Origin of the sequence: Virgibacillus proomii (genome assembly GCF_900162615.1) — a bacterium.
In the GTDB taxonomy this organism is placed as follows: domain Bacteria; phylum Bacillota; class Bacilli; order Bacillales; family Amphibacillaceae; genus Virgibacillus; species Virgibacillus proomii.
Genome location: NZ_FUFN01000010.1, coordinates 161168 through 186952, shown reverse-complemented (window position 1 = coordinate 186952; position 25785 = coordinate 161168). Strand labels below are relative to the sequence as shown.

The window sequence follows — 25785 nt, the reverse complement described above, 5'->3', positions numbered from 1 at the left end:
TACTTATTTTACTAGTAACTAGAAAGGACTTCCTATTTTAACACTGGGAAATTTAACTTTTCATCATGTCATTTCCATCATGTTATAAATCAGATTTTCCTGAATCTACCCCCAATAGATTTCCTATTTTGAAATTGTTTCCCATATTATAAAAATTGGATGATAAATAATCTCTATTGCCGTATAATGATCCTATGAAGTGCTCCTACAATCTATTCGTTTTTTCACAAACTGTCATTATTTAGTTAGGAAAGCACTTCTTTTTTATTCCTTACCACTTGAAGGCTGGGTGGTTGACATTGAATTTAAAAATTTACCAGGAAGCAGGTGAGCTTGATGTATACGGAAAAAGTGCTGTCATTAAAAAATGTATCTATGAGTTATGGGAGCAAAAACGTATTAAATAACATTAATCTCGATGTATATCCAGGACAAATTATTGGATATATTGGACCTAATGGTGCCGGAAAAAGTACCACCCTTAAAATTATGCTCGGTTTAGTGGAAGAATATAGTGGTACGGTAGAAATCTTTGGCGAAGATATTGCAACAAGTGATTATTCATATAAGCGTAAAATTGGTTATGTTCCAGAAAATGCAGAGATTTATGATAATCTGACAGCAAATGAGTATTTAACATTTATTGGTGAGCTTTACGGCATGGAGCAAAACGAAGCAGCAAACAAAGCCGAAAGCCTCATGCAGCAATTTGGCATGGAAGATGTTTTACATACACGTATTTCTTCGTTTTCCAAGGGGATGCGGCAAAAAGTTTTAATTATTTCCAGCCTCTTACATAACCCAGATTTGATTTTTCTTGATGAACCATTAAGTGGACTGGATGCCAATAGTGTGATGATTATAAAAGACATCTTAGAGCAGCTAGTCGCACATGGGAAAACGATTTTTTACTCTTCGCATATTATGGATGTTGTCGAAAAGATTAGTAATCGCATTGTACTCCTTCTAGATGGAGATATTGCCGCAGATGGAACGTTTGAAGAATTACGAGAGCAGAATAAGCAAGGTTCCTTGGAAGGTATTTTCAACCAATTAACCGGGTTTGATGCGCATAAACAAACAGCAGAGAAATTTGTACGGATTGTGACAAATGGTGATAACAATGATTAATTTTTGGTTAAAATTACTTGATTTGCTTCAACCGTTTTTTCGTATGCTCCGAATTGATTATCCAATGATGCGTAAAATACTTGAAGTCAAGCTAACGATGGACGGACGTCGAACACCAACTATTTTTGCTTCAGACGTATCCAATAAAAAGAAAGACGGGAATCAGTTTGTAAAATCGTTATTTATTTATGTATTATACGGCTTAATACTCATTCCTTTTATATTTTTTGAGGAAAATTATATCTTTCAAATCAGTATCATATTTGGTATCTCCATGTTTATTTTAATGACATCCATGGTTTCTGATTTTTCATCGGTACTTTTAGATGTGCGAGATAAAACCATCCTTCACACTAAACCTATTCACATACGTACAATTAGTGCTGCGAAAATTGTCCATGTTGCGATTTATATGAGCATGCTAACAGGAGCATTTATTGGAATTCCATCCATCGTTATGTTAGGAGTTCATGGTATCGGCTATTTTCTCCTTTTTTTAGCAGAGGTCGTTTTATTAAATTTGTTCATCATGACTATCACAGCATTAGTATATATTTTTATATTACGTTTTTTCAGTGGTGAAAAACTAAAAGATATCATCAATTATGTGCAAATTCTTTTATCTGTAGGAATTATAATCGGTTATCAAATTGTCATTCGTTCCTTTGAATTTGTTGATTATAATTATGTGTATAATTTCCATTGGTGGCATGTAATTATTCCGCCTATTTGGTTCGGTGCTCCTTTTGAATTATTTTTAAATGGGAATACTTCATATGGAATGATTATCCTATCTTCTTTGGCAGTGATTGGCCCAATTATTTCCATTGTTTTATACTATCAATTGATGCCAGCATTCGAGCGTAATTTGCAAAAGCTAATGGAAAGCACGGAGAAATCTAATCAGAAACATCGGAAGATTCATTCTGTATGGGAGCGTCTCTTTTGCAGAAGCAAGGAGGAACGCCAATTTTTTCGATTCTCATCGATTATTATGGCTCGAGAGCGAGAATTTAAGCTGAAGGTATATCCAACATTAGGATTTTCACTCATTTTTCCGTTCATTTTTCATTTTAATTACTTGAGTCAAAACTCCTTTGAACAATTTTCAAATAGTAATATGTACTTCACGATCTATTTTAGCAATATTATGATTGGCGTTGTTGTGATGATGCTTCGTTTTTCAAGCAAATATAAGGGAGCATGGATTTTTCAAACGGCACCGATTGAACATCATTCGGCTATTTATAGCGGAACATTAAAAGCTTTCCTCATAAAATTATATTTGCCGCTATATACCTTATTATCGATTGTTTTTATTTTTCTGTTTTCTGCACGAATTATCCCAGATCTTTTAGTTGTCTTTATGACAGGTATTCTGCACACTTTAATCAGTTATAAAGTTGTTAATAATCGGAAATATCCATTTTCAGAAGCCTTTGAGTCCGCACAGCAAGGCGGCTCTACAATGAAAACATTCCTGCTCATGTTTGTGATTGGCTTATTTTTCTTCGTACATCAATTTTTTAGCCAAATAGACTACGGACTGTTTATGTATCTCGTGATTTTACTTAGTACAACCATTATCTCCTGGAGAGTAGTATTTAAAGTGAAGTAGAGTGATAATTTCCTAGGGATAAATAACCTAAACAGCATTAGCTTATAAACCTTGATTTCTTATGGCGGTTTGAAGAAGGAATACATAAGGAATTAAATTTAAGTGACGCTGAAGATTGGCGGTTTAGTTCATATTGATGAAAACGACTAAGTCACAAATGATGGTGCAATTGACGTTATGGCTTACGGGCATCTGGGTTTAAATAATTATGTGGTTAAAGGGGTAAATTTGAAAAAAACTCTATTTTTTATGTTAAATGATTATGCAGACAGGGAAGGAGCGTATCTTTCCAGCCAATTAAAGAGAAAAAAAATGTGGGTAAAAACAACTTCTGAATAGCAACAAGTTAAATCAATTGGAGGGTTTAAAACAACTGTCGATCATTCGTTAGAGTATATTCCTGAAAATCCCCATCTGAAAACAAAGATGGGGAAAATACCGGTAAAAACAGCTTTCTTCATAAGTAATTAAAGCATCAATATCTAATACGTCAATTCATTTTTTTCTTTTTCTTAACATAGTCTTTTCTTACTAGCTCCTTCATTTCGTAATTGTTTTTTCTACTTGATCTATATTTGCGTTTTGATTATCAAACTCCACGGATGGTTAGTACCGCAAGGGTATCACCTAAAGGCCTTTGAACAGAATCGAAATTGGACTTAGCAGTTGGATCTTAAAACATTACAGAAAGAAGTAACTTGACTAGAAATCATCGTCTTTTTTAGCCATATTGACTTTTATGATTAAGTATTAATATACTTTGCTGGCGTGACGTGTCTAATGCCAATTATTCCATCATATTGTTCAGATACAATAAGTTTACGTTTATCTGCACCTGATTCGTGTTCAATCAGCTCATTATTAAACCACTTTTGATGATCCATGCTTTCAAAAGATTCTAATATGATATCATTATTGCTATTAGAAAAAAGATTGTTTTCAAGGCTGTTTTTTTTATGCCTTTTTATTTTATAGGGTCTACCTATATTGTTTGCAATTATTCCTTTTTCCATGTAAATGCCTAAATGATAACTATCCTTGTACTTTTCTGAATAGAATTCACCTAATGATTTTTCATTTAACCAACCCTTGCTTAATGAATTATTTTTTCTAATATGATAGTTATGTGCCCAAATTATAAATTTATCTTCAGGCCATTTGTTTACTAAAAAAGAAAGATGCTCAAACATATGCCTATCTCGATAGTAAGAATACATTTTAAAATTCATTAAACATAATTCTATCATTTTTAACCTATTCTCTATAGCTTTTAGAATTATAGTGAAGGCAGTCTCACTAATATCTTGACTTAACATAATTTCTTTTTTCATACCTCTTAATAAGATACATACATTGCAATAAATTAAATCCAGCCTTTTCTTCTGTAGCAACATTTTCTTTTTCTTAAAAATTTTCATACTTATGGTATCTAACGTTTTCTCAGCATATGAAAACTCATTTGCTAAATCATGATCATACTTATCTATAATTGAAAAAATGTAATCATGAAAGTAATAATTTTGGAATTGTAGATCTATACCAAAAATCGCCAATTCCCTATTTTGTATGATCCTAAATAAATTGAATAATTCCTTCGTATGCCACACATCATACAATGAATTCATTAAAAACTCTTTGGTGGACAAATGGTGTTTATGATGATTTGCAATTGCAATTTCTCCAATACCGCTCTCAAAGACAATCTTATTAAAACCAAAATTTTCATGCAGGTGTTCAACAATTTTTATTTTTAGTTTTTGTATTTCAGAAACGCCATGTCCGTTTTCACCAAGAAAAATGATTTTCTTTTTTCTAAAAACATCTTTATAAATACTTAGTTTTTCATTTAACTGTTGTAGATCCATAAAGTAACTCCTTAATAAAGCAAATCTTCAATCAGTGGGGGGCTCTTTTTATCCCCCACTGATTGTTAGAATGAACAAAATCGGGCATTTGACTTGCAGTTGGTTCCTCCATTTATCCTCCTAGGTTTTACCTCGTGCATGGAAGGGCAAGTCTTACTGGCGGTTACATGCGGGATTAAATTTTAATTAACCCACTTTCTATAAACACGGATCGTGGGAAAATATTTGATATGGAAGTACAAAAGGTTGTCTTAATACGGTAGCAGAGGCTACATTAAAGCGTTTAAAACTAAATTTGTGGGTAAAAGAGAATTTGATTACAACTAGAGTTAGCAAATGATATACATTGGTTTAATCATCACCGTGTACATGAACATTTCGATTATTTCAGCCCTATCCAATTTAAATTAAAACACCTCAAAAAACTATCTAAAAAGTATCGACATACTCCCTTTTCAAAATACACTTATATTGTTTATTCTTTTTGTAAGTCCGCTTCTATACATTTATCTGCTTTTTCAGCAATAGTATATGCTATAGTTTGAATGATAACTAATCCCATTAGTATCAAAAAAGTATGTTTCAGACCGATTGTAATATTCAAAACAAGTAGAATTAAATACAAAACCAGAAAAATATATTTAACTTTTTTAACACTCATTCTTTTATTCCCCTTTTTAGATTTATGGAAATCAGGTATGGATCACATTTTATGATCAAGATGGTACAAGATAGTCAACATTCTATAAAGAGAAAAATGTATAACTTGGTTCTAATTAGTTTAACATTTTAATGTTTTGCTTTCTATCTCTTATCGTTTAAATTTATTTGTCGGTAATTGCTGATACTAATCACTCTTAAAGGGCTTATTCTGAATGGCTTTTAAAGAAGTAATAGCGCATCTACATTTAATATATCAATTCGCTTATGGCTTTTTTTCCTAATATAACCTTTCATTTCTAATTCCTTTAATACTCTGCTAACCGTTTCCGGCGTGGTTCCCAGATAAGAAGCCAAATCTTTATAGCTCATTGGTAGCTCTACTCGTTGATTATGAACATCCATATTTTCAACAAGAAACAGAATCAACCTCGTATCGACTGGCTCTGTGGCAAAACGAGTGGTCTGTGTTTCCGATTGTTCCAACCTGTTAGCAAATTCCTCTAGTATTTTCAAAGAGATGGAAGGATATTTTAATAATAAATTTTGCATAGCAGTACGACTAATCATGCAAACTTTTGCTGGTGACATTGCTTCAGCATATGCTTCATGCACCGTATCTTTAAAAATAGCTAATTCTCCTGTAAAATCACCAGGTTGTAAAATACGAACAAGCTGCTCCTTACCACTCTCTGAAAGACGATAAATCCTTATTTTTCCTGTATTCACAATATACAGCCATTCTGCCTTGTCTCCCGCATGATAAATAATTTCTCCTCGTTTATAAGTAAGTGAATGAACAGCTTTCATAATTTCATCCATCTGTGATTTCTCCAAATGATTAAAGATAGGTACGATCGATACACAATAGTGTTCCGATCCATTTTCACAAGTGTTTTGAAAAAGATTTTCCTGGTTATTTGACGCCATGACATCCCTCCTTCCAATCAATATCCAATTGATTAGATGCTTTACAGAAAATTGGCTGGTTCCAAACTTTTAGCGTCGTAGTCTTCCTAGTTATTTACCATTAAATCTCCACTTCATCATCTAAACTTTAGCGCTAAAGTTTTATCCATTATAACATGCGATTAATGTCATGTTTCTTATATAAAATTATAAGTTTCTGTTACAACAAACTTCTACACTAATATTCAAAGCTATTTCATGTGAAACACATTAGATAATCCAAGCTCTCTTAGTTTTTATATTGTTATTGTAGTTGAGTTGTTTTGTTCATACTTTCTTTGACTGTTTTAGGGTCAAACCGAATTAGACGCATTCCATTTAATATAACTAATAATACACTTGCCTGATGAATAAACATACCTGAAGCTAGATGAACAGAACCATTCAGAACCCCTAATAGCAATAGGAAAACGGTACCTACAGCCAACCATGTATTCTGTTTTACATTACGATTTGTTGCTCTTGCTAACGCATATGCGTGCGATAACTGTGTTAGTTTATCTGCCATGAGTACAACATCTGCTGTTTCCATAGATATATCCGTTCCGCCATCTCCCATAGCTATTCCAATGTCTGCTATAGCAATTGCGGGTGCATCATTAATTCCATCTCCCACCATCGCAACAGTATGGTCGGCTTTCTTTAATTGTTTTATAAAGTTTACCTTATCTTCAGGTAATAGCTCAGCATGGAAGCTATCCAGCTTTAATTTTTTCGCTACGAGTGCAGCTGTATGCTTATTATCTCCAGTTAGCATAATTATCTGCTTAATCCCATCGCTTCTCATTTTTGCTAATGCGAAAGAAGCATCCTCTCTAATTTGATCTGCTATGGACACAAGTCCAGCGATGGTTCCATTTACCGCAGCAAAAACAACGGTATTTCCATTTTTCTCTTGTTTTTCCTTATAATGAAGCATTTCTTCATCTAACATAATGAATTCTTGTTTCATTAAACTTTCATTACCTATAATTACTTCCATCCCATCAAGCTTTGCGCGAATCCCCTTTCCTTTTATAATCTCTCCATTTGCCGAACCTTCATGTATCTCTAAATTTCGCGCATTTGCTTCTTTGACAATCGTTTGTCCAATATGATGTTCAGATACCGTTTCTGCTTGTGCAATAATGCGAAGAAATTCATTTTCTTGCAAACCGTGATCCCATAATTTAATTGCAGTGACTTCCGGCTTCCCTTTTGTTAATGTTCCAGTCTTATCAAAAACAATCGTATCCACGTTTGCAAATCGATCCATTACTTCGCCGCCTTTAACAAGTACACCTTGTTTCGCCCCATTTCCAATACCAGTTACATTTGATACTGGAGCCCCGATAACAAGAGCACCTGGACAGGCAATGACTAAAAACGTAATAGCCATATGAAGATCTTTTATCAAAATGTAAACAAGTATTGATAGAACAACTACTGCTGGGGTATAAAATTGCGAAAATTTATTTAAAAACTTCTCTGTTCTTGATTTGGATTCTTGAGCTTCTTCCACTAGTTCAATAATTTTTGCAAAGGTTGTATCATTACCAACTTTTTTAGCAGTAATTTCGATATATCCTTGATCAACAATCGTTCCAGAAAATACATCATCATTTGCTCGCTTTGCTGCTGGAATCGATTCGCCAGTAACTGCCGCTTCATTAATGGAGGCATGCCCTGTCACTATCTTCCCGTCCACTGGAATTTTTCCACCTGAATGAATGATGACACGCTCGCCAAACTTTACTTCTTCAGCAGGAATTTTTTGTGTCTTCCCATTACGAATAACATTAGCTTCTTGCGGCGCCATGTCCATTAATTTCTTTAATGATGCTCTTGTCCGTTCCAGTGTACGTGCTTCCAAATAATCCCCAAATAAAAACAAGAAAGCAACGACTGAGGATTCAATATATTCTTGAATAAATAACGCTCCAATTATAGCAATAATGACTAATAGTTCGATACTAAATACCTTCATTCGTAGGGCCTGGTAAGCTTTTATCAGAATTGGTATCCCTGCAATAACCGTGGCAACGATTAGGAAACTATTTTTTATCTCCTGCTTACCCAAAATGCCTAAAAGTATCCCGAGCATGATAAACAGAAAAGATAACACGGTCTGATGCTTTTTATATCTTTGAATAAAAGCAAACACGTTTCTCATCTCCTTTATGAAATATGAGTAACTCTATACTTTTATCCTAATTGCTTTTTTCTTTTAAGTAATTGAGCTCTATCAAGTTCGCGATTGTTTTTAGCAAATGAAAGCTTTTACTGTTAAATTTAAAAAGCTGTCTGGGATACAAGAGACTGCCTCGTTATAGCTATACGTAGAATAGCAAAATTACACTGTGGCGTCATAACTTCCAGCACTAAAATTTTACTTCTTTTAGATAAAGTGAGACTTCAATCAGTGGGAGTTTTCTTACATCCCCCACTGAAATAGTAGATCAAAGGCTAAGTTCGCAGACGTCATAATGTAACCCTTTGCGATCAACATCCTATTGCCACCGAACGAATCGGGAATTTAGGTGCCGATATCTCTTACTTAGACTTCTTTGTATCGCTCTCAACTATTGAAGTGGGAGTCTTGCACCTTACGGGATAAAACAGTATATCCTAATTTCGTAATCGTTTTTTCTAATTGTTCTATATTTGTTTTTGCATCATCAAACTCCACTTTTGCCTTGCTTGCATGGAAAAGAACCTTTGCAGTTTTTACTCCTGTAACTTTTATCAGTGCTGTTTCGATTTTTTTAATACATGATGGACAGGTCAATGGCTCTAATTGTAAAATTACCTTTGTCATCTTTAGAACCTCCTTATTTATGATGTACCTTTATTTTATTTGAAATAATAAGGAAATGAATTGACCTATATCAAGTTTATAAATTATCTAAGTAAAGTAAATTTTTATAATCATATTAGAAAATGGTTTTACAGTATTACCTTTATCATTACCCTTCTTAGCTGTACATAGTTTTATTCGCAAATTTAAACATACTTCCGCCAGCTTTAATCAGCTTTAGAGATTTTCCCGCTGGAATAATAGAAGCCCCAGAAATTACTCTATCAACTGTAGAATCCTCTGGATCCATTACCGTTTTAACATCATCTAAAATGAGAAATTCAGCAGTTTCTTTTACAGCCATTGCACCAAATTCCCCTACTATTACAATTGTATCTTTCACACCACCGCAGCCTTATCTAAGCAGCTTTTTTCTGGCTCTTTGGCTTATGTCGATGGTTATAGGAGGTGGTTTTATGGTGAAAGCAATAATGCCTAAAAACACTTTAAAGTAACAGTTGATAAATAACATTTACTCTTATATAATAGAACATATGTTCTTAGTATATAAGGAGTGATTATATGATATTCTCAAATAAAGAAAACAAATCGCCAGTATTGAATGTAAAAGCAGAAGGAGCTAAGGGAGATGGAATAGCTGATGATACTTTAGTTTTTAAACAAATTTTAGAATCTGCTCAGAGTTCAGCAGGTATACAAGTTTATATTCCTTCTGGTATCTATCGGTTAACTGAAGAATTAGTTATTTTTAGTAATACTACTATTTTAGCTGATTCTAACGCTCATGTAGTGCGAGATCATCCAGGATACCTTTTAATTAATGGATACAAAAACACCCAATCTAAATTCCCGCCTTCTAAATTCACTAGGTATAATGGGAATGGAAATATTTCAATATATGGAGGTATCTGGAATGGAAACGGCATTAACCAAAAAAGTAAAGCTTCCATATTTCATTTCGGTCATGGATGTAATTTAAGAATAGAAAAGGCAACCTTTTTAGACGTGGCAAATTCACATCACATTGAATTTAATGCTTCCAAAGATATTTATATCACAGAATGTAAGTTTCTAGGTCATGTTGGAGAATCTACACTAAATGAATCTATACAACTAGATTTAAGTAAAAGGGGAGTAACCATACTAGGCAAAGACGATGAAACTCCCTGCAAAAATGTCTGGATTAAAAATTGCTTCTTTTCTGATAGTAAGACAGAAGGTTCAAATCACATTCCTAGAGCCATTGGTTCACATACTGCCACCATTGGAGTTTATCATCAAAATATTAACATAGAAAATAACGTGGTAGAGAACTCATTAAGTTTTGCTTTCAGAGCATATGCTTGGAAAAATGTTTCTATTACAAACAATAAACTTATCAACTGCGGAGCAGGAATAAATTGGAGAACAAATATGGTGGGTAATTCAATGGATAGTCATACGGAAGATGAAGATGGTTTTCAAACAGGAAAATCTCAAATAGTAGAGAATGGGGTTATTTCCGGTAACATTGTGGAAGGAGGTATGAACAATGGTCGTGCAATTGAAATATATGGAGAAAATACGGGAAAAGCTAAAGGCTTGACAGTAACGGGAAATGTAATAACCTTAATCCCATCACGTTCTATAAATGACGCTATCCTTCTTAATTACACCCAAGAAAGCACAGTTACTGGAAATAGAGTATACGGGGCTAAAAAATCTGGTATTGCTTGTAGAAATGTATGGAGCGTAATTGTTACGGGGAATGTAATTGACTATGTTGAAGGACAAGGTATTGAAGTTTCTGGTGAATCAGCATACTCCACAATAAGTAATAACAACATTAAAAAGACTGGTAAAAATGGGATCTATGTAACAAAAGTAGATACTTGTACAATTACAGGAAACACCATAGGAGGAGTAAATGGTAAAAAGGATACATCTTTATATGCTCATATCAGGCTTACAAATAATGTTAGAAGAATTAGTATAACAGGAAATACTTGTAGGAATCTAGGTTCCAACTATGTTGCAACCTTTGCTTTATCGATAACAAGTGGAACTGATATTGTTCGCTCAGGAAATAACTTTTCAGGATTATCGACAAGTGGTGTAAAAGGATTGAATGATGGAAGTGATTTACAATAAAATGATTTATACAGGCTAACTATATAAAGTCAATAAGGTTTTAGCAATTAATTTAGTATTTTCCATTAGAAGTTTTGGGGCATGGCAAATAAGCTTGATGATTTGTGAATTTCAAATTAATCATCAAGCTTATTTGTAGTGTAAAATCTGAGATTATTGCAACGCTATTTACCATAGGTTCACTTTTTTTTACATTACGCACGTACTTCTTTATATAATTCACCGGTTTGTAGTAAATCGAGTAGAGGGAAAAGTTAAGTAACTTTTCGCACCTCTCACACCACCGTACGATGATTTACCGTATCGAAGTAGGATTTCATAGCCAAGTCTACTAACATATTTGTACCCTTGTTCGTAGTACGATTTTGCCCATATGATGGCATGATGCGCACTACGTTTTGGACGAAACCCAAAACTGTTATCGAAGAACGTTGGTTCAAATTTAGTTGTAACACTTGGTTGATAGCTTGTTGAAGCATCCGGTCGATGACTGTGGGTATCCCCAGTTTCCTCTTTCCACCATCTTGTTTCGAAATTTCAACCCGCAGAACGAGTTGCCGTTTATACTTTCCTTGACGTAACTGGGTTAATAATTCCTCCTTGTGTTCCTTCAAGTATGGAAGTAGCTGGTCTTACGTCATACCGTCGACCCCTGCTGCCCCCTTATTTCTGACTACTTGAAAGCTTGATTTAAGTTGTTCCTTGATAGGATTCTTTCAAACAGATTGGATATACTATTTTGATTGTTCTGTTCACCATGAAAGGTACTATGAGCTTCGACATACCCTTCATGTTCCACACTATCTCTCTGCCGATAGCCAGATTCTCCTGTTTTCTGCAGTTGTCGCACCTTCCACAACTCCTAGAGTTTTCAAAATTTCTATTGTCATAATGCTGCGCTTTTTTAGTTATATTATTGTCTTTTCACCATGCATAAATTTCCTTAGCTACTGTTGCAACCATTGATCTTCACTGAATGGAAACTTATTACACCCTTGTATAATTAGAGCTTGGTTAACCAAATAAAATGGATAATACGACTAACCTTACAATTGCCTGTTTCATGTTAATTCCTCCTTTTAATATAAAATATTAAAAAACGGCTTGCCCGAAATTGGACTAGCGTAAATTAAAATTTATCATTTAAAGATATAACTAACGTAAGCAAAGCAAAAAGCCACCCATCCCACAGGCATATAGCTTCTCCAACCGATTGTTGTCCTTCTGTTTTTGCTTTGATTTTGTCTACCTTTTCCTCTAAACACCGAGTTTTTACGTAAACCATTGTATTTGTTTAATAATTGTACGAATTATTTTTATTTTCGTGACCCAAGTCTCTTAATGGTGTTATTTGTGTGTGTAAATCTTTATTTGTATACCATTGTTCTTTATCTTCACTCATGATTAACCCTCTGTAATTTGGCATGAAAAAAGCTGCTCGTTAGAGATGCTTTAATACTTATTTATTCTCTTTAAGTTCACGTACTTCTTTTTCTAATTCCTCAACCCGTTTCAATAAAACCTGAACCACTTTTGCAACTATTGAATTCATGGAACCTACATCATAAGTGTAAAATTTAGAGCCCATATCTTCATCTACAATTAATAATTCTTCGGGTGCAGTTTCAGGGATTAAAACACCATATGATGTTTTATCATTAATTAAAAGCTCATCCCCTCTATCAAAGACTAAATTGTAAGTTTTGTAACCTGCACTTTCCATTATTCTTTTTGCTTCTTCAAACGTTAAATCTTCAATGTTTCTATATCTTTTTTCAATTGGTTGCATTTAAGACACTCCCTTTATTATTTTAACTTCTCCCTTGATACTGATTTCGACAAGAAGGAACATTTTTCCTGCATAAAAAATAACGCCTATTCTTCAATCGGTGTTTCTTCCCCTCTTAATTCTTTTAAATTTCGCTCTAATTCTTCAATTTCTTTTTGTTTTTGTTGTTCCTCAGTAGGTATTTCGAACTGTTCCACCTTCTCTTACCCTCTATTACGGATAACTATCAGTTAATAAAAGCTCCGTCTTATCAATCTGATTAGCTGTCTAATCATCAACATAAAATAAACCTTTGCTTTTGCGTACTGATACAGTACTATTACCAACTATAAATTTCTTTTAAAAAGTTCAATATTTCTCCTTGATTCTCAACACTTTTTACTAATTACTGAACAATTTCTTGTAATCCTGCTGTTTTAGCCTCTATACCTTTCAACGTTTTGAGTACTTCGTTATTATACTTTTCTTTTTCCTCTATAGATTCATTTACTTCATTTCATCAATGATACCTTGATTAACCCAGATTGGATTTGTGAAAGCTGTTTCGATTATCCGCTATCGTTTAAGTTTTGGGTATACGTTACTAAAATTCATCTTAAAGTTATCATTAATAAAATCATCCTCTTCTCCGTCTTTAACAATATCGCCAAAAAGGAAGATATTCCTTCCATAATTTACTTAAAAGAAAAAGACACCTGATGTGGTGTCTTCGAACTAAATTAATATAGTTGTCTATATATTTTTTAATTCCTCAATTTCAAAATTGAGTGATTCAACTTTTACATTTAAATCTTGTATTGCTTTTATCAATGGTGCGATTAACTCCGTATAACCAATTGTCAGAATATCGTTACCATTATCCATTTTATGGTCTTGGAAACCACCGAAATCTACATTTAAATCATCCATCACAGTTTTAACTTCTTGAGCAATAAGACCATGATGGTACCTATTTCGTTTTTTGGTGCCGTCTTTTTTTAATTTAGTAACAGATCCATCATTGTTGAGTTCAATATAATCATCACGATAGTCCCATTTAAAATCTCTAGGACGTAATTTTAAAATGAAATCTAATCCTAAAGCTGTATCTTTTATATCTGCTTTATCCCTTTTATCTGAACGATTTTGAATTGCTCCATAGGCATATGTTGTTATTCCGCTGCTTCCTAATTGTAACTGATTATCTCCTGATACTCTTGATTGTTTGCCAACTCCTATTGAATTTTTAACATTTGTTAAAGGATTACCATTTATATCATAGGAAAGAGATTTATCACCTAAAGCAGTATTAGAATGCCCCTTCTTTAAATAGCGCATTGCTTCAGTTCCTACAGCAACATTATCGTGATTTCCTGAACCTTCTAAATCTCTCATTGTAGAAGAACCGATGGAGATTAAACGGTTATTTGCAGTTGAGGAAAACGCTGATCGCCATCCCATTATTGTATTGTAAATACCTGTCTTATTATTGTATAAAGACCAGGCTCCAACACCAGTATTGCGGTTTTCGTTTGTGTTAAATAGCGAGTTATAACCTACAGCAGTATTTTCACTCGCTTGTTTTCTGTCTTGTTGACCGCCTTCTGTTACAGTTCCAGAGTAAGCATTTGTTCCTACAGCTGTATTATAATTTCCTGTTTCATTTGCATGGGCTGCATTTCTTCCTATTCCAACGTTCCCTCTTCCTGAAACATTATATCTTAAAGCGTAGGATCCAAGTGCTGTGTTACGACTTCCCTCATCATTTCTATCAGGTTTACCTTCAGAATTAATAATACGTCCAATATTCCTCTCAAGTGCGGAATCACCAACCGCAACGTTATTATAACCTACAATATTATCTCTCATAGATGAATGTCCAATGGCAACGTTGCGCCATCCGGCCTTTTCAATATTACTACCGTTTTTGTTCAATGATAATTCTCCGATGCCTACATTTCTATAACCACCTGACTTTTCGTAATACAAGTCATTAGATTCACCTGCTTGTTTTCCGGAAAATACATTTGTGTTTCCAGCCCGTGTTATTTGAAACGGAGCATCATATAATATATTGTTAATTTTAAAAGAGCCATTAAGATAAATGTTTCCAGAAAATTTCTTAGTAACAAAATAAGTTTTTCCCAATAAATTTACAAGCATATTATGATTTTCTTCCTCAATTTTTATAAAAGCTTGCGTGTCATCATCAATTCCGTCTCCAACAGCGCCATAATCAAGTGGATTAATAATTTGGATTCCCATATTTCAGCCTCCTAAATATTTTATAAAAGGACAACTAGTTATAACTGGTCTTTTGTCAGTTGTCTATGCTATTACTATAAAACAGAATTTCAATAGTTTCGATTTACTTTAGGAGTGAACTTAAATGATACCTTGTTCATCTATAAATTTTATTAGCTTTACTAACTCAGCATGTTTCTTTTTAATGTGACTATAACTATAATTCAATTCATCTGCTATTTTCTCTAACGTTAATCCGTCAACATACTTTAATTTAAGTATTTTATGTTCAACTCCTTTAAACGTATTCACTAAATCAATAAGCTTTTTTAACTGTTGCTTTTTAAGATCAGTATCTTTTTTTAACTGTTGAATACCCTCTTCTAATTCAGCAGCTAGATCACCTTCAACCCAACTTTTAAATTCAGTTTCCTTACGATCTAGCTTATATTTCAGGTAGTCAATATCCTGTTTTAATTGTTGATAATCTTTTAACCACTCGTACAAAACATACTCACCTGCCTTTAATAACTGATTAATGTCCATAGATTGAAAACAGCTTGAAGCTTATAACCATATGGCTTAGCCGATTGTTCTAAATCTATTTGAAATTCTTTTTTAATTTTTAACTTCTCTTTAAGTACTTAATCTTTATTTTTACTATTAATATTATTAATTTATAGGGACAGACATTTTATAAAAAGTTGCTCAACTCATTGATATAACAACGTTTAAAGCTGTCCCTGATCAAAGTTTATTTTTCGGCCACATCATGGGACAAAATCTCGTTTCATAGAATAAACATAAATTCTTTTATCCACTTTTTTATTTCTGACTTGTTGACACTAATATTGATTTCAGCAATCGGTAACTTATGATACCTCCTTCATATCAATGATTGTGATAGAATTTCTCCCTGATCTTCTTACCCTTCCTTTTTCAAGTAAGATTATCAGATAGGTAGTCGTCTGAAATACCTTGCATTTCTGCAAATTCTTCTTAAGAATCAGCCATGTTTTAACTTATTTTCCGAATTCCTTTTCCAAGAGGAGTCGCCCCCTTTATACTTTTTTGCTAGTTATTTAGCTTTTTCTATTGACAAATTCTATCCAATTAGCTAAAATAAGTGCATAGTTAAACCTACATACATAGCCTATTAACGTTGGGGAACGTGATCTATGGCTATGTAATGTTTAAAAAGTTAAATAAGTAGCTTATGAACACATTTTACTATCCAAAAAGATAGATGTCAATTCTAAATTCTACCCAAATAGATAAAACATGTGTTTTAAGTCGGAAAAGGTGATAGTATGACTCTATTTGAACGGGTAAAAAAACTAGCTGGCAAAAATAAGATGACGATAGCTGAATTGGAAAGAAAGTTAGAAATGGGCTCAAATACGCTTTATAAATGGAAAAAACAAAAGCCTTCTATAGATAAAGTACAGAAAGTTGCAGATTACTTTAATGTATCTGTAGATTTTCTCCTTGGTCGTACTGATAAAAAAAAATTACCTGAACAAAATATAGACACTATAGCCGCTCACCATGATGGCGAAGAATGGACAGAAAAAGAGTTGGAAGAAATTGAACGATTTAAAGAATTTGTTCGCTTAAAAAGAAAACAATAGGAGTAGTTGCGATGTACGAAACATTACTTATAGAGGCTACTTACCTTGGCATAGATACCTACGAAAAACAAATGTCTCATAGAATCAAAGGGTTGTACGCTAATAACGTTATTTGGATTAATAAAAATATGGAAACCTCTTACGAAAAAGGATGTATACTTGCCGAAGAACTAGGGCATTATCATACATCAAGTGGAGATATAATTAATCAAAATATAATTCAAAACAGAAAACAAGAAAAGGTAGCCAGATCCTGGGCTTATAAAAAACTAGTTCCACTATTTAAAATAATCCATGCTCATAAAGAAGGTATAAGAAGCCGATACGAATTAGCTCAATATCTTGAAATTACAGAGGAGTTTTTAGATAACGCCATTAAACGTTATAAAGAGAAATACGGTGAAACCGTTAGCTATAAAGGATACACCATTTGTTTTGAACCACTTGGTGTTATAGAGTGGTTGAACAGAAATTTTTAATCACAAATCAAAACAAACGTTCCCGAAAGAGTAATTTGAGCCATTTCCTTAGTACTTATTGCAGATAAATTACATTAGGAGGTTTTATATAAGAAAAAGACACCTGGTGTGGTGTCTTATAGATTCTATTTTTCCTCTTGAGATACTGAATACTACCTATCGGAAAATTAAAGACCCATTTCATCTGCAGCATAAGTAGCATCTTCGTTGCTAAAGCCTTCATACACTAGCTGCTCTATTAAGCCGCTTCTTGAAAAATTTGAGTAGTCTAAGTAATTTTGAGCCATCAGTACTGCTTGTTCTTGCCAATCAACACTTATTTGGTTTACTGCATAATTAGCGTCATCGTCATCAAAACCTTCATATTTTAGTTGTTCTATTAGACCGCTTTTAGAAAAAGCTGTATAGCTTAAATAGTTTTCAGCCATATCTACTGCATTTTTCTGTGATAGAGTTTCATCAGGACTTTCTACAGTCTCTTCTGCTATTTCTTCTTCTGACGTTTCTTCAATAGCTTCTTCTGTCTCGGATTCTTCTACTTCCTCAATTTCTTCTTTAACGTCCACATCTTTAACTTCTTCTGTCTCCGCTACTTCTTCTTCCTGTTCTCCCCCTGCTGAATCAGCATTATTAACTTCTGTTTCCTTTGTTTCTCCGCATGCTGTTAAAAATAATATTAGTGCTGAAATTAAAAAAAACAAATAATTCTTCATACGTTTCTCCCCCAAGATTATGTAATTACCATAATTATGGAGTAGTTAACAATATTTTTCAATATATATGAAAAAGTACCCAAGCTATATACTTGAGTACATACGTAAAAAAAATAATAGCTGCCCTTTCGTCGATTTTCTATGCTACTACTATTTTTTCAATGGTTTCGATTCACTTTATGATTGAACAAGAATGATACATTTCTATCAAACTTAATTGTTTTAACTAATTCAGCACGTTTCTTTCTTATATGGCTTGCACTATAATTCAACCTTTCAGTAATATCCTCTAAAGTCATACCATTGATATATTCCATTTTTAATATTTTATTATCAACTCCTTTTCTTTTTTCAACTGTTGAATATGCAATTTAGCAGCTATAAATTCGTGAGTTTAACACCAGCTAGGTTACCCTCAACCCAACTTTTGAGCTTGGTCTCTTCACGATCTAGCCTATATTCTAGGTAATCGATATCCTGTTTTAATCGTTGCTAATCCTTTAACTACTCGTACAAAACATGCTCACCTGCCTTAAATAACTGATTAATCTGTCCATAGATCGAAAACACCTTCAAGCTACAACTATATGACTTCTAGCTGATTGTCCTAAATCTACTTGACATGCTTTTTCTAAATATACGAATACGTTTATTATTCTTACGTATTTGTTTCGTTTCATAACCCTTCTTTCTTCAACCTTCTACCAAACTCGGTAGATCCAACAGCTTTTAATCCAGATTCATCACAATATAATGTGTATTGTAATAAGTATTCTTTGTATCCTTCCCATCAACACTGTAATTTTCCAAGAAGCCAAGTACACTATCAGACTGAACAAAGTATTCTTTTGTTATATCACTTACAGCTTTACATTCTGATAAATCACCTTGTTTAATAATGCGTTGCATTCCTTCGATGGCTAATTTAAGATATAAGACTTTGCATTTTCTGAAGATAATTTGTTATCAATCTCCATATCTCTCTTAACTACTCTTGCTTCACAAGGAATAACACGCATACGCTTTTTTATTCCACCACTTTTATCTTTAAAGACAAGTATCTCATTACAGGTGAAAATGAGTGTAGCCTTGTTATTTAAAGTTGTGGCTGGTTGACTTTGAATCAAATCAAATAGAAATAAAAAGGTCATTGCAACAATCTAACGAAGGACTAAGGTTATAAAAGAAACGAAAACAGAAAATACAAGAATCATCACTTGGCCAGAACATTTCATGAAGGATTTGTATAAATATTATGTAAAAAAATTGAATTTAAAAATGCCTAGGGCAAATTTATGGGAGGGTTTTAAAGATGTCAACGGTCAAAAAGTTTTCCTCTTGTTTTCAAACGAATACGGCATACCGCGCCGACCGGATACACTAACTCAATTTTGGAATAGATTTGTAGAAAGACATAAAAGTGAATTAAGGCGAGTAAGGTTTCATGATTTAAGGCATTCATCAGCAAGTTTAATATTAATGAAGGGGTAAAAATGAAAATTGTTCAAAAGAGGCTAGGGCATAAAGATATACAAACAACTTTGAACCTAAATTCCCATATAACAGAAGAGGATGACAAGATAAATTTATGTAATTTGGTCACTAAGTGGTCACTTTTATTTAGCAGAGATAAAAAAGGAAAAGAAAGCTCAATTCCTTGCAGGACAAGCGTTTCAGGTAAAGCTTCCAAGTGGACTTAAACCGCTGCCCCCGACCTTACCATGGTGAAATATTAGGATACATCAACCAACTTCAACCTACAAACATCCCCATTTAGTAGCATTTCTGATTTAAAACAAAACCTTTAAAATAATATAAACCAATAAGTTGGCCGACAAAATGTCAGAAGGAAAAATTAATCTTATATCTCACAGATTACTCTTCTCCATATATCAATCAGCTAACAATTCATTTGTTGTTAGATTACTTTAGTGTTTTGTCATTATATGAAGAAGCTATTTTTGCTATCCTTTAATTCAGTTCTCATAGAAAAAGCCTACCCGTAAGAGTAGGCAATCACATTTTTTGATTAATGTTATCTCTGATTAGCACATCTTGTATCGGCTTTTTAAGTGACTAGGGATAAATCAGAATATGATCAACTAATTTAATCGTTTTATAAAACTGTACTTCTATTGTAAATATCTAGTAGAAGTAATAAAATCAAACTCACCAGTCGAATTAATTTCATTATTGTACTCAAAATTATAAATTAGAATTACAGCATTATAAGACCTTGTTAATTTAATGTGTTTAATTTTACGAATTATAATTTCTTCGTATGAACAACCTTTTAATAAGAAAGAAATATCATTACTATGCTCATCTAACATCGCTTTTTCAATGAAGTCTTCATCTATTTCAATATTAAAATCAATAAAAAATTTTGAAGGTACAGATTCACCTTCTTCATCATATGTTAAATTCACATATTCTTCTAAAAAACTTTCTTTTTTAACATTACCTAACCATATAGAAATCGTTCCCTGTTTTTCCATGATTAATCCCTCCTATTTATTTCAACCTAAGGTCTTCTGGTAAAGATAAAATACCGCCTTCTAGTCTATAGTTAGCCCAGTTATTAAGCCTTCTAAATAAAGGTAGCATAATCATTTGAAGTATCAATAATTGCCAATAATTCATTATGTGCTTTTGTTGAACCTACCCCCCATGAACGCCTTAGGATTAACGAATTTGACATCTGAAATAGCTGTTCTTAAATCTTTAATTTATTCAGTACTCACATTCCAAAACTTAAACGGTGGAGCTCTTGAAACTAGATGCCATTCATGTAATCCTCCCGGAGCTCTCAGTTGCCGTTCAATTTTCTTTCTAATCTTTTTATCTTTCCATAATTCATTTAACTCACTACTTGTTAACGAATTAAAAAATTTGTTAAATTTTCCACTTTTAGCAGTTAGTATATCTTTCACAGTCAAATTATATATATTTTTGGCCCACTGGCATTACTTGAATAATTAATTTTTTCTTTATTACCTATCTACACAGAAAATATCTGTGGGGTGAATTTCACCAAGAGGCTTTGAGCTAACTCCAATCATCGGAATTGTAGAATAGCCTGTCGAAAGTTGCTCTCGATAGAACACAGGCATTTTCACCTTAGATAGTAATACTTTACCTGAAACTTAGCTTCTCACACCAGTCCAGGAAAAATCGTTAAAAGTGATTGCCATTTTATACTTAATACAATTTCAGAAATTGTAGAAACGCATTTTTAATCTTCTAATAAGTGCTCGGATACATAAAAGAAAGAAGTTATCTCTACTCATATTCAGAAATCTTCTCAAGTATATTTCGAGCTACATCGCCTATTTTATTATCTTTGTCCAAGACATCTCTATGAAAAGCTATATGTTGAACACTTCATAAATTAGAGCTAGTTCATCTTTACTAAACTTTGGAGATGTCATTTTAACACCACCTTTAAAACATATTACAAAAATAACAAACGTTCTCTTTAAGTAATTACCTATTCTTATTGAAATTCATTGTAACATTCAATAAGCCCCTCTCAACCAAGAGGGGATTTATACTATTTAACTTATTTATAACCCAAGGCGCGTTTAAGCATTGCATTTTCAATGTCAACAACATCTTTACCTATTCTTAAGGACTCCGAAATCTCCGAATACTTCTTTTTCCATTCACACAATGTAGAAGGAGATATACCCATGTTATTAGCGATTTGTTCATCGGTTAATCCGTATCCAGCCCATCCATCGAGTTTGATTAGACCCAGTTAACCAATCATGATATTTGCCTCTTCTTCCACTTTTTCTTTACCTCCAGCTTTAACGAGTTTGTTTTGAGCATATAAAAAAGCACCTCGTTATGGGGGTGCCGATTTCAATTACTATGTCCTTTATTTAGTAAGCATCTTTTAATAGCTTCTATTTGAGCAAGTTCATGCTCATAGTTTTTAAGCTTTAATTGATTTAACAATATATCAAAGAATTGTTGTGAATTATTAATGAGAGCTTCCATCAAAACTTGCTCATTAACCACCAAAGAATCTTCATCTATCGTTAATTTTATTTTTCTGCTAACGTCCTTTTTTAAAATTACTACAATTGGTTGACTAGGATAATAAAAAGTAGCCACTCCATTATCCAGATATTCTTCAATCGCATTCAAATAGTAAGAATATAAGGAAGGCAAGTCGTCAAAAATCGGTATGTTACCAATTTCTTTATAATTTGAGGTAAAAACTATACTTCTTTATACCATCAATGTACCATTTTCTACATGTTCATCTCTATTTTCTCAATAAATTTAACTAAAAATTCGTTATTAAAATCACCAATATAAGACTCAGAGTTTTGAATTAAATCATTTAAATCATATACTTCCTTTTTAAGATAGAAATTTTTTATTTCCACTAAAAATCACCCCACTTTTTACTTGGGATAAAGTTGTTTTATTTGTCCTTTACTTATCCTAACACATATTTAACCCCTTTTACTGTTCCTTGTACTTGAAAAGTTGAAATTGGTACCTTTTGATTTTAATTTGTTTCTATTTTGTTTCGCAATACTTAAAGTAATATTTTTCACATCATTTACAGAATAAATTTGGATTATAAAAAGTTTGCTTCTTCTTCACTGTACTATTCCAATATTTTGGGTGTGTCTTTCTAGCATGTGTTTCATATCAGTTTTGGTTATCTTAAAAGTATGCCCACCTACCTTTTGTCTCCGAACAGTTAGACGATATTTTGCAATTAAATGATGTTAAAAACCAATAAAAACTAATAAAAAATATTTAAAACAAGCAATTGGTCGACAAAATATCAGCAAAAACGCCACAAAAAAATATAGGCTTCTACCCTTAATGGAGTAAAAGCCTATGATATCAACGTTTATAAGAGAGCTTCCAAGCGGACTTGAACCGCTGACCCCCACCTTACCATTTCCATTAATTCGTTTTATCAATTAGGATTAAGTGCGATAAACATTGATATAACAGCATTTATCATGTGATCCATTTTATTGGCTGGGATGAAATTAAGCCCCTAATGATGAAATTAAGCCCCTAATAAGCCCCTGAAAAAATGATCAAAAATAATAAATAGGGTAGAAATGTATGGAGATGTTCTTTTTATGCTCCTTTATTTCACTGAAGCACCCTTTAACTAAAACGGTATTCGAAATATCGTGTGGAATTCTCTATTCCAATTTCCGAAACTTTTCTGTTCTTCCACAATCGCGCCCGTTTGTGGCACAAAATATAATATCGATTGATCACAGTGGGCCTATAAATCGTAGCCATACTCCAGGTTAGCTATTTTAAATAAGTTCTATGAAAAAGCAGGATTATCCTGCTTTTTCATTATTAGTCTCTTAACTCCAATTTTTGATTCGCCAGCACATATACATCATCGGAAACTCGGTCAATAAAAGTTCGATCATGTGATACAAGAAGCACTGTTCCTTCGTACCCCTGCAAAAATTGTTCTAACGCTTCAATACAAAAAACGTCCAGAAAGTTGGTTGGTTCATCCAAAACTAGAATATTATATCTTCCTAAGAAAAGGTGGCACAGCACAAGTCGAATGGCTTCTCCACCACTTAAATGGCGGACATTCTTTTTTAAATCATTACCTTTAAATTCCATTTTGTCGAGAACAGAGCGAACTTTACTTTCACGATCATCGGTTTTTTCCTTCATATATCCTAGTACGGTCTTATCTTCCGTAAATTGATAATCCATCTGTTCATAGGCTCCAAAGACAGCCTTCGGAGAAATTGTAAGCCCTTCGCCCTTTTGTAAAATATGATGAAGTAATGTTGTTTTCCCCGAACCGTTTTTTCCCGTAATGGCAATGGTTCTCCCCAATGGGAACTGGAAGCTTGCATTTTCGAGAAGGACTTTATCACCAGCTTTCAACGTTAACTGGTCTGCCATGATCGGAAACTTATTGTGTAGTTGAAGGAATTGTGGCTGTTGAAAGCGAATGATGTTTTCTGCTTTGGGTGCTTCAACCTCTTCCAACTGTTCCACTCTCTGCTCAAGTGCTTTTGCTGCTCTTTGAATTCCCTTTTGGCTTGTGTCCTTGGATTTTGTCATGAACATTTTATTCGCTTTGGCTTTTGCATCTTTCTTCGTAACACGCTTACTTGCTTGTGTCACCTTATCAGCCTTCTTCATTTTTACCTCAGCGGCCTTCATCAATCGTGATTTCTCTTTCAAATACTTTTCATGCTGCTCTTGCTGCTGTTTTTTGGATAGTTCCTTTTGTTCCACGTAATCGGAATAATTCCCTGTATATTCCGTTACGCTTCCATCCTCTATCTCCCAAATTTTCGATACCAGCTGATCCAATACATACCGGTCATGACTGACAAGTACAAGCGCGCCGTAGTAGTAGGCCAATTCATCTAGCAAAAACTGTCTCCCTGTTTCATCTAGATGGGTCGTTGGCTCATCTATCAACAAACCTTCATGATAATTTGAAAAAAGACTTGCAAGCTTCAGCCTTGTCTGTTCGCCACCGCTAAAGTTTTCAAGGTTCGTTTTCGGTATAGACAGCTTTCCTATTAAATCATAATCAGCATGTTGATCATCCGTTGAGTCCAATTGATCAAAATAAGCAAAATCAGTAAATCGTTTCACATCTCCGTGATCTGGTGTTATTTGACCTGCTAGAAGTTTTAGGAGTGTACTCTTACCCGCTCCATTCTTACCAACAATACCGATACGCTCAAATTGGTGGACAGCAAGCCGTGGGATACTTAACACTACTCGATCTAAAAATGAAATCTCGACGTTTTCCAATTCAATACATACGTTTTTCATCACTTTCCACCTCTTTTCTTTCGCTTATACCCAACCAAAATATCTAGATCAACGGTTACCCCAACAGAATTCTGTTTTATAAATGTATCAATTTGTTCTTTTTCCGACTTCCAAGCAAGTGGAGTCATTTGAACGAGATTCATTAACTCTGTTTGACTTAATTCTTTGACATAGCTTAGCTTGAAATATTTTTCCAGATGAAAATGTTGCTTGAAAAGCGATACAATTTCATCATTGTCATAATCTCTTTTGTTTTTATCAATGAAAAGGGCTTCTCGCAGTTCCTTTAGGTAGTTGGAGCGAGGAACAACTTTAATAATGAGACCATCCGAAGTCAATATTCTTTTGAATTCCATATAATTTGCTGGTGAAAGGACATTCAAAACAACTTGGTATGATTGATCTTCCAAGGGTGCGTTTGCTAAATCACCGACAAGCCAAATGGGGCTTTGATAATTTTTAGCAGCCATCACGATACCTTCCTTTGAAATATCCAACCCAATAGCAGTTATCGAATCATTATTGCATTCCTCTAAAATCCTTTGTAAATGAGAACCCTCACCACATCCAGCATCAAGAATGACAGCTGGAGCATGAGAAGCATCCAAATACTTCCCAATCACTTCTGAAATTTTCTCATGCAAGAATGTGTATAAGTTACTTTTCATAATTATTTTTTGCCTTGCTTCAAATAACTTTTTGTCGTAATGACTACTTGAAGGGCGAGTCATCATGTTGACATAACCCTGTTTTGCAAAATCAAACGTATGATTGTTGGGACAAACGAGGCTTTTTAAGCCAAAAACCTTTACTGGAAAATGACAAATCGGACATCTAAACACTTCCACATTTTCGCTCACCATTTCAGCACTTTTTTCTTTATTGGCCATGATTCCACTTCCTTTCACAAATAAAAAAATCACAAGCATCTGCTTGTGACTTGAGAGTAAAGGGAAAGAGACCT

The 25785-nt window shown here is 33.5% G+C and carries 22 protein-coding genes and 1 pseudogene; 6 read left to right on the top strand and 17 right to left on the bottom strand.

Annotated elements, in window-relative coordinates:
- The first annotated feature begins 336 nt into the window (after window positions 1-336).
- Window positions 337-1131 (top strand): ABC transporter ATP-binding protein, encoded by a 795-nt coding sequence (locus tag BN1066_RS08925; protein WP_077319117.1) that lies wholly within the window; start codon window positions 337-339, stop codon window positions 1129-1131.
- On the top strand, window positions 1124-2749 hold the full coding sequence (locus BN1066_RS08920; RefSeq protein WP_077319116.1) for a hypothetical protein: 1626 nt from the start codon (window positions 1124-1126) through the stop codon (window positions 2747-2749). Before BN1066_RS08925 ends, BN1066_RS08920 begins: the two co-directional genes overlap by 8 nt.
- Window positions 2750-3492: 743 nt before the next feature.
- Here the strand turns inward: BN1066_RS08920 and BN1066_RS08915 are convergent.
- On the bottom strand, window positions 3493-4614 hold the full coding sequence (locus BN1066_RS08915) for an erythromycin esterase family protein (protein WP_077319115.1): 1122 nt from the start codon (window positions 4612-4614) through the stop codon (window positions 3493-3495).
- 332 nt (window positions 4615-4946) lie between these two features.
- On the opposite strand from BN1066_RS08915, the pseudogene BN1066_RS21220 reads away from it, so the two are divergent.
- A pseudogene (locus BN1066_RS21220) lies at window positions 4947-5159 on the top strand (hypothetical protein); the annotation flags it as partial.
- On the opposite strand, the gene BN1066_RS08910 reads toward BN1066_RS21220, so the two are convergent.
- The 5 genes from BN1066_RS08910 to BN1066_RS08890 form a co-directional block, all read right to left on the bottom strand.
- Complete coding sequence (locus BN1066_RS08910) at window positions 5090-5275, bottom strand: hypothetical protein (protein ID WP_077319114.1); 186 nt, start codon at window positions 5273-5275, stop codon at window positions 5090-5092. The pseudogene BN1066_RS21220 and the gene BN1066_RS08910 sit on opposite strands and share 70 nt — an antisense overlap.
- A 221-nt stretch (window positions 5276-5496) precedes the next feature.
- Entirely contained in the window at window positions 5497-6204 is a 708-nt protein-coding gene (locus BN1066_RS08905) for a Crp/Fnr family transcriptional regulator (protein ID WP_077319113.1), read from the bottom strand.
- 283 nt (window positions 6205-6487) lie between these two features.
- Window positions 6488-8326 carry a heavy metal translocating P-type ATPase gene (locus BN1066_RS08900; RefSeq protein ID WP_245799835.1) on the bottom strand — a complete coding sequence of 613 codons (1839 nt, stop codon included), beginning with the start codon at window positions 8324-8326 and terminating at the stop codon, window positions 6488-6490.
- Window positions 8327-8800: 474 nt separating this feature from the next.
- Window positions 8801-9040, bottom strand: coding sequence for a heavy-metal-associated domain-containing protein (locus tag BN1066_RS08895; protein ID WP_077319111.1), 240 nt, complete (start codon window positions 9038-9040; stop codon window positions 8801-8803).
- A gap of 157 nt (window positions 9041-9197) precedes the next feature.
- Window positions 9198-9422 (bottom strand): hypothetical protein, encoded by a 225-nt coding sequence (locus BN1066_RS08890; protein WP_077319110.1) that lies wholly within the window; start codon window positions 9420-9422, stop codon window positions 9198-9200.
- 179 nt (window positions 9423-9601) lie between these two features.
- Between BN1066_RS08890 and BN1066_RS08885 the strand changes: the two genes are divergently transcribed.
- Window positions 9602-11170 carry a right-handed parallel beta-helix repeat-containing protein gene (locus BN1066_RS08885; RefSeq protein ID WP_077319109.1) on the top strand — a complete coding sequence of 523 codons (1569 nt, stop codon included), beginning with the start codon at window positions 9602-9604 and terminating at the stop codon, window positions 11168-11170.
- Between the two features lie 673 nt (window positions 11171-11843).
- On the opposite strand, the gene BN1066_RS20445 is transcribed toward BN1066_RS08885, so the two are convergent.
- From BN1066_RS20445 to BN1066_RS08865, 5 genes are all read right to left on the bottom strand, one after another.
- On the bottom strand, window positions 11844-12020 hold the full coding sequence (locus BN1066_RS20445; protein ID WP_218668075.1) for a hypothetical protein: 177 nt from the start codon (window positions 12018-12020) through the stop codon (window positions 11844-11846).
- Between the two features lie 444 nt (window positions 12021-12464).
- Window positions 12465-12596 carry a hypothetical protein gene (locus tag BN1066_RS21020; protein ID WP_281250266.1) on the bottom strand — a complete coding sequence of 44 codons (132 nt, stop codon included), beginning with the start codon at window positions 12594-12596 and terminating at the stop codon, window positions 12465-12467.
- A 33-nt stretch (window positions 12597-12629) separates the two neighbouring features.
- The gene (locus tag BN1066_RS08875; RefSeq protein ID WP_077319108.1) at window positions 12630-12959 is read right to left on the bottom strand and encodes a hypothetical protein; all 330 of its coding nucleotides are present in this window, start codon (window positions 12957-12959) and stop codon (window positions 12630-12632) included.
- A 732-nt stretch (window positions 12960-13691) separates the two neighbouring features.
- Window positions 13692-15203: a tail fiber domain-containing protein gene (locus tag BN1066_RS08870; protein ID WP_077319107.1), complete on the bottom strand. Its 1512-nt coding sequence runs from the start codon at window positions 15201-15203 to the stop codon at window positions 13692-13694.
- 120 nt (window positions 15204-15323) lie between these two features.
- On the bottom strand, window positions 15324-15728 hold the full coding sequence (locus tag BN1066_RS08865) for a sigma-70 RNA polymerase sigma factor region 4 domain-containing protein (RefSeq protein WP_342745597.1): 405 nt from the start codon (window positions 15726-15728) through the stop codon (window positions 15324-15326).
- 764 nt (window positions 15729-16492) lie between these two features.
- Between BN1066_RS08865 and BN1066_RS08860 the strand changes: the two genes are divergently transcribed.
- Both BN1066_RS08860 and BN1066_RS08855 read left to right on the top strand, forming a co-directional pair.
- Entirely contained in the window at window positions 16493-16813 is a 321-nt protein-coding gene (locus tag BN1066_RS08860; protein ID WP_077319106.1) for a helix-turn-helix domain-containing protein, read from the top strand.
- A gap of 11 nt (window positions 16814-16824) precedes the next feature.
- The gene (locus BN1066_RS08855) at window positions 16825-17292 is read left to right on the top strand and encodes an ImmA/IrrE family metallo-endopeptidase (protein WP_077319105.1); all 468 of its coding nucleotides are present in this window, start codon (window positions 16825-16827) and stop codon (window positions 17290-17292) included.
- A gap of 167 nt (window positions 17293-17459) precedes the next feature.
- Here the strand turns inward: BN1066_RS08855 and BN1066_RS08850 are convergent, their stop codons facing one another.
- From BN1066_RS08850 to BN1066_RS08790, 6 genes are all read right to left on the bottom strand, one after another.
- Window positions 17460-18005 carry an Ltp family lipoprotein gene (locus BN1066_RS08850; protein WP_077319104.1) on the bottom strand — a complete coding sequence of 182 codons (546 nt, stop codon included), beginning with the start codon at window positions 18003-18005 and terminating at the stop codon, window positions 17460-17462.
- A 729-nt stretch (window positions 18006-18734) separates the two neighbouring features.
- Entirely contained in the window at window positions 18735-18914 is a 180-nt protein-coding gene (locus tag BN1066_RS20185; protein ID WP_077319103.1) for a hypothetical protein, read from the bottom strand.
- A gap of 1223 nt (window positions 18915-20137) precedes the next feature.
- Window positions 20138-20503: an immunity 22 family protein gene (locus tag BN1066_RS08820; protein WP_077319099.1), complete on the bottom strand. Its 366-nt coding sequence runs from the start codon at window positions 20501-20503 to the stop codon at window positions 20138-20140.
- Window positions 20504-21872: 1369 nt separating this feature from the next.
- Complete coding sequence (locus BN1066_RS08800; RefSeq protein WP_077319096.1) at window positions 21873-22127, bottom strand: hypothetical protein; 255 nt, start codon at window positions 22125-22127, stop codon at window positions 21873-21875.
- Between the two features lie 1230 nt (window positions 22128-23357).
- On the bottom strand, window positions 23358-24821 hold the full coding sequence (locus BN1066_RS08795) for an Msr family ABC-F type ribosomal protection protein (protein ID WP_077319095.1): 1464 nt from the start codon (window positions 24819-24821) through the stop codon (window positions 23358-23360).
- Window positions 24821-25711 (bottom strand): putative RNA methyltransferase, encoded by an 891-nt coding sequence (locus BN1066_RS08790; protein WP_077319094.1) that lies wholly within the window; start codon window positions 25709-25711, stop codon window positions 24821-24823. Before BN1066_RS08790 ends, BN1066_RS08795 begins: the two co-directional genes overlap by 1 nt.
- Window positions 25712-25785 lie beyond the last annotated feature (74 nt).

Bases quoted from the DNA above. Each gene is read 5' to 3' on its own strand.
- BN1066_RS08925 (WP_077319117.1), top strand. From the start codon at position 337: ATGTATACGGAAAAAGTGCTGTCATTAAAAAATGTATCTATGAGTTAT.
- BN1066_RS08920 (WP_077319116.1), top strand. From the start codon at position 1,124: ATGATTAATTTTTGGTTAAAATTACTTGATTTGCTTCAACCGTTTTTT.
- BN1066_RS08915 (WP_077319115.1), bottom strand. From the start codon at position 4,614: ATGGATCTACAACAGTTAAATGAAAAACTAAGTATTTATAAAGATGTT.
- BN1066_RS08910 (WP_077319114.1), bottom strand. From the start codon at position 5,275: ATGAGTGTTAAAAAAGTTAAATATATTTTTCTGGTTTTGTATTTAATT.
- BN1066_RS08905 (WP_077319113.1), bottom strand. From the start codon at position 6,204: ATGGCGTCAAATAACCAGGAAAATCTTTTTCAAAACACTTGTGAAAAT.
- BN1066_RS08900 (WP_245799835.1), bottom strand. From the start codon at position 8,326: ATGCTCGGGATACTTTTAGGCATTTTGGGTAAGCAGGAGATAAAAAAT.
- BN1066_RS08895 (WP_077319111.1), bottom strand. From the start codon at position 9,040: ATGACAAAGGTAATTTTACAATTAGAGCCATTGACCTGTCCATCATGT.
- BN1066_RS08885 (WP_077319109.1), top strand. From the start codon at position 9,602: ATGATATTCTCAAATAAAGAAAACAAATCGCCAGTATTGAATGTAAAA.
- BN1066_RS21020 (WP_281250266.1), bottom strand. From the start codon at position 12,596: ATGCCAAATTACAGAGGGTTAATCATGAGTGAAGATAAAGAACAATGG.
- BN1066_RS08875 (WP_077319108.1), bottom strand. From the start codon at position 12,959: ATGCAACCAATTGAAAAAAGATATAGAAACATTGAAGATTTAACGTTT.
- BN1066_RS08870 (WP_077319107.1), bottom strand. From the start codon at position 15,203: ATGGGAATCCAAATTATTAATCCACTTGATTATGGCGCTGTTGGAGAC.
- BN1066_RS08865 (WP_342745597.1), bottom strand. From the start codon at position 15,728: ATGGACATTAATCAGTTATTAAAGGCAGGTGAGTATGTTTTGTACGAG.
- BN1066_RS08860 (WP_077319106.1), top strand. From the start codon at position 16,493: ATGACTCTATTTGAACGGGTAAAAAAACTAGCTGGCAAAAATAAGATG.
- BN1066_RS08855 (WP_077319105.1), top strand. From the start codon at position 16,825: ATGTACGAAACATTACTTATAGAGGCTACTTACCTTGGCATAGATACC.
- BN1066_RS08850 (WP_077319104.1), bottom strand. From the start codon at position 18,005: ATGAAGAATTATTTGTTTTTTTTAATTTCAGCACTAATATTATTTTTA.
- BN1066_RS20185 (WP_077319103.1), bottom strand. From the start codon at position 18,914: ATGCAACGCATTATTAAACAAGGTGATTTATCAGAATGTAAAGCTGTA.
- BN1066_RS08820 (WP_077319099.1), bottom strand. From the start codon at position 20,503: ATGGAAAAACAGGGAACGATTTCTATATGGTTAGGTAATGTTAAAAAA.
- BN1066_RS08795 (WP_077319095.1), bottom strand. From the start codon at position 24,821: ATGAAAAACGTATGTATTGAATTGGAAAACGTCGAGATTTCATTTTTA.
- BN1066_RS08790 (WP_077319094.1), bottom strand. From the start codon at position 25,711: ATGGCCAATAAAGAAAAAAGTGCTGAAATGGTGAGCGAAAATGTGGAA.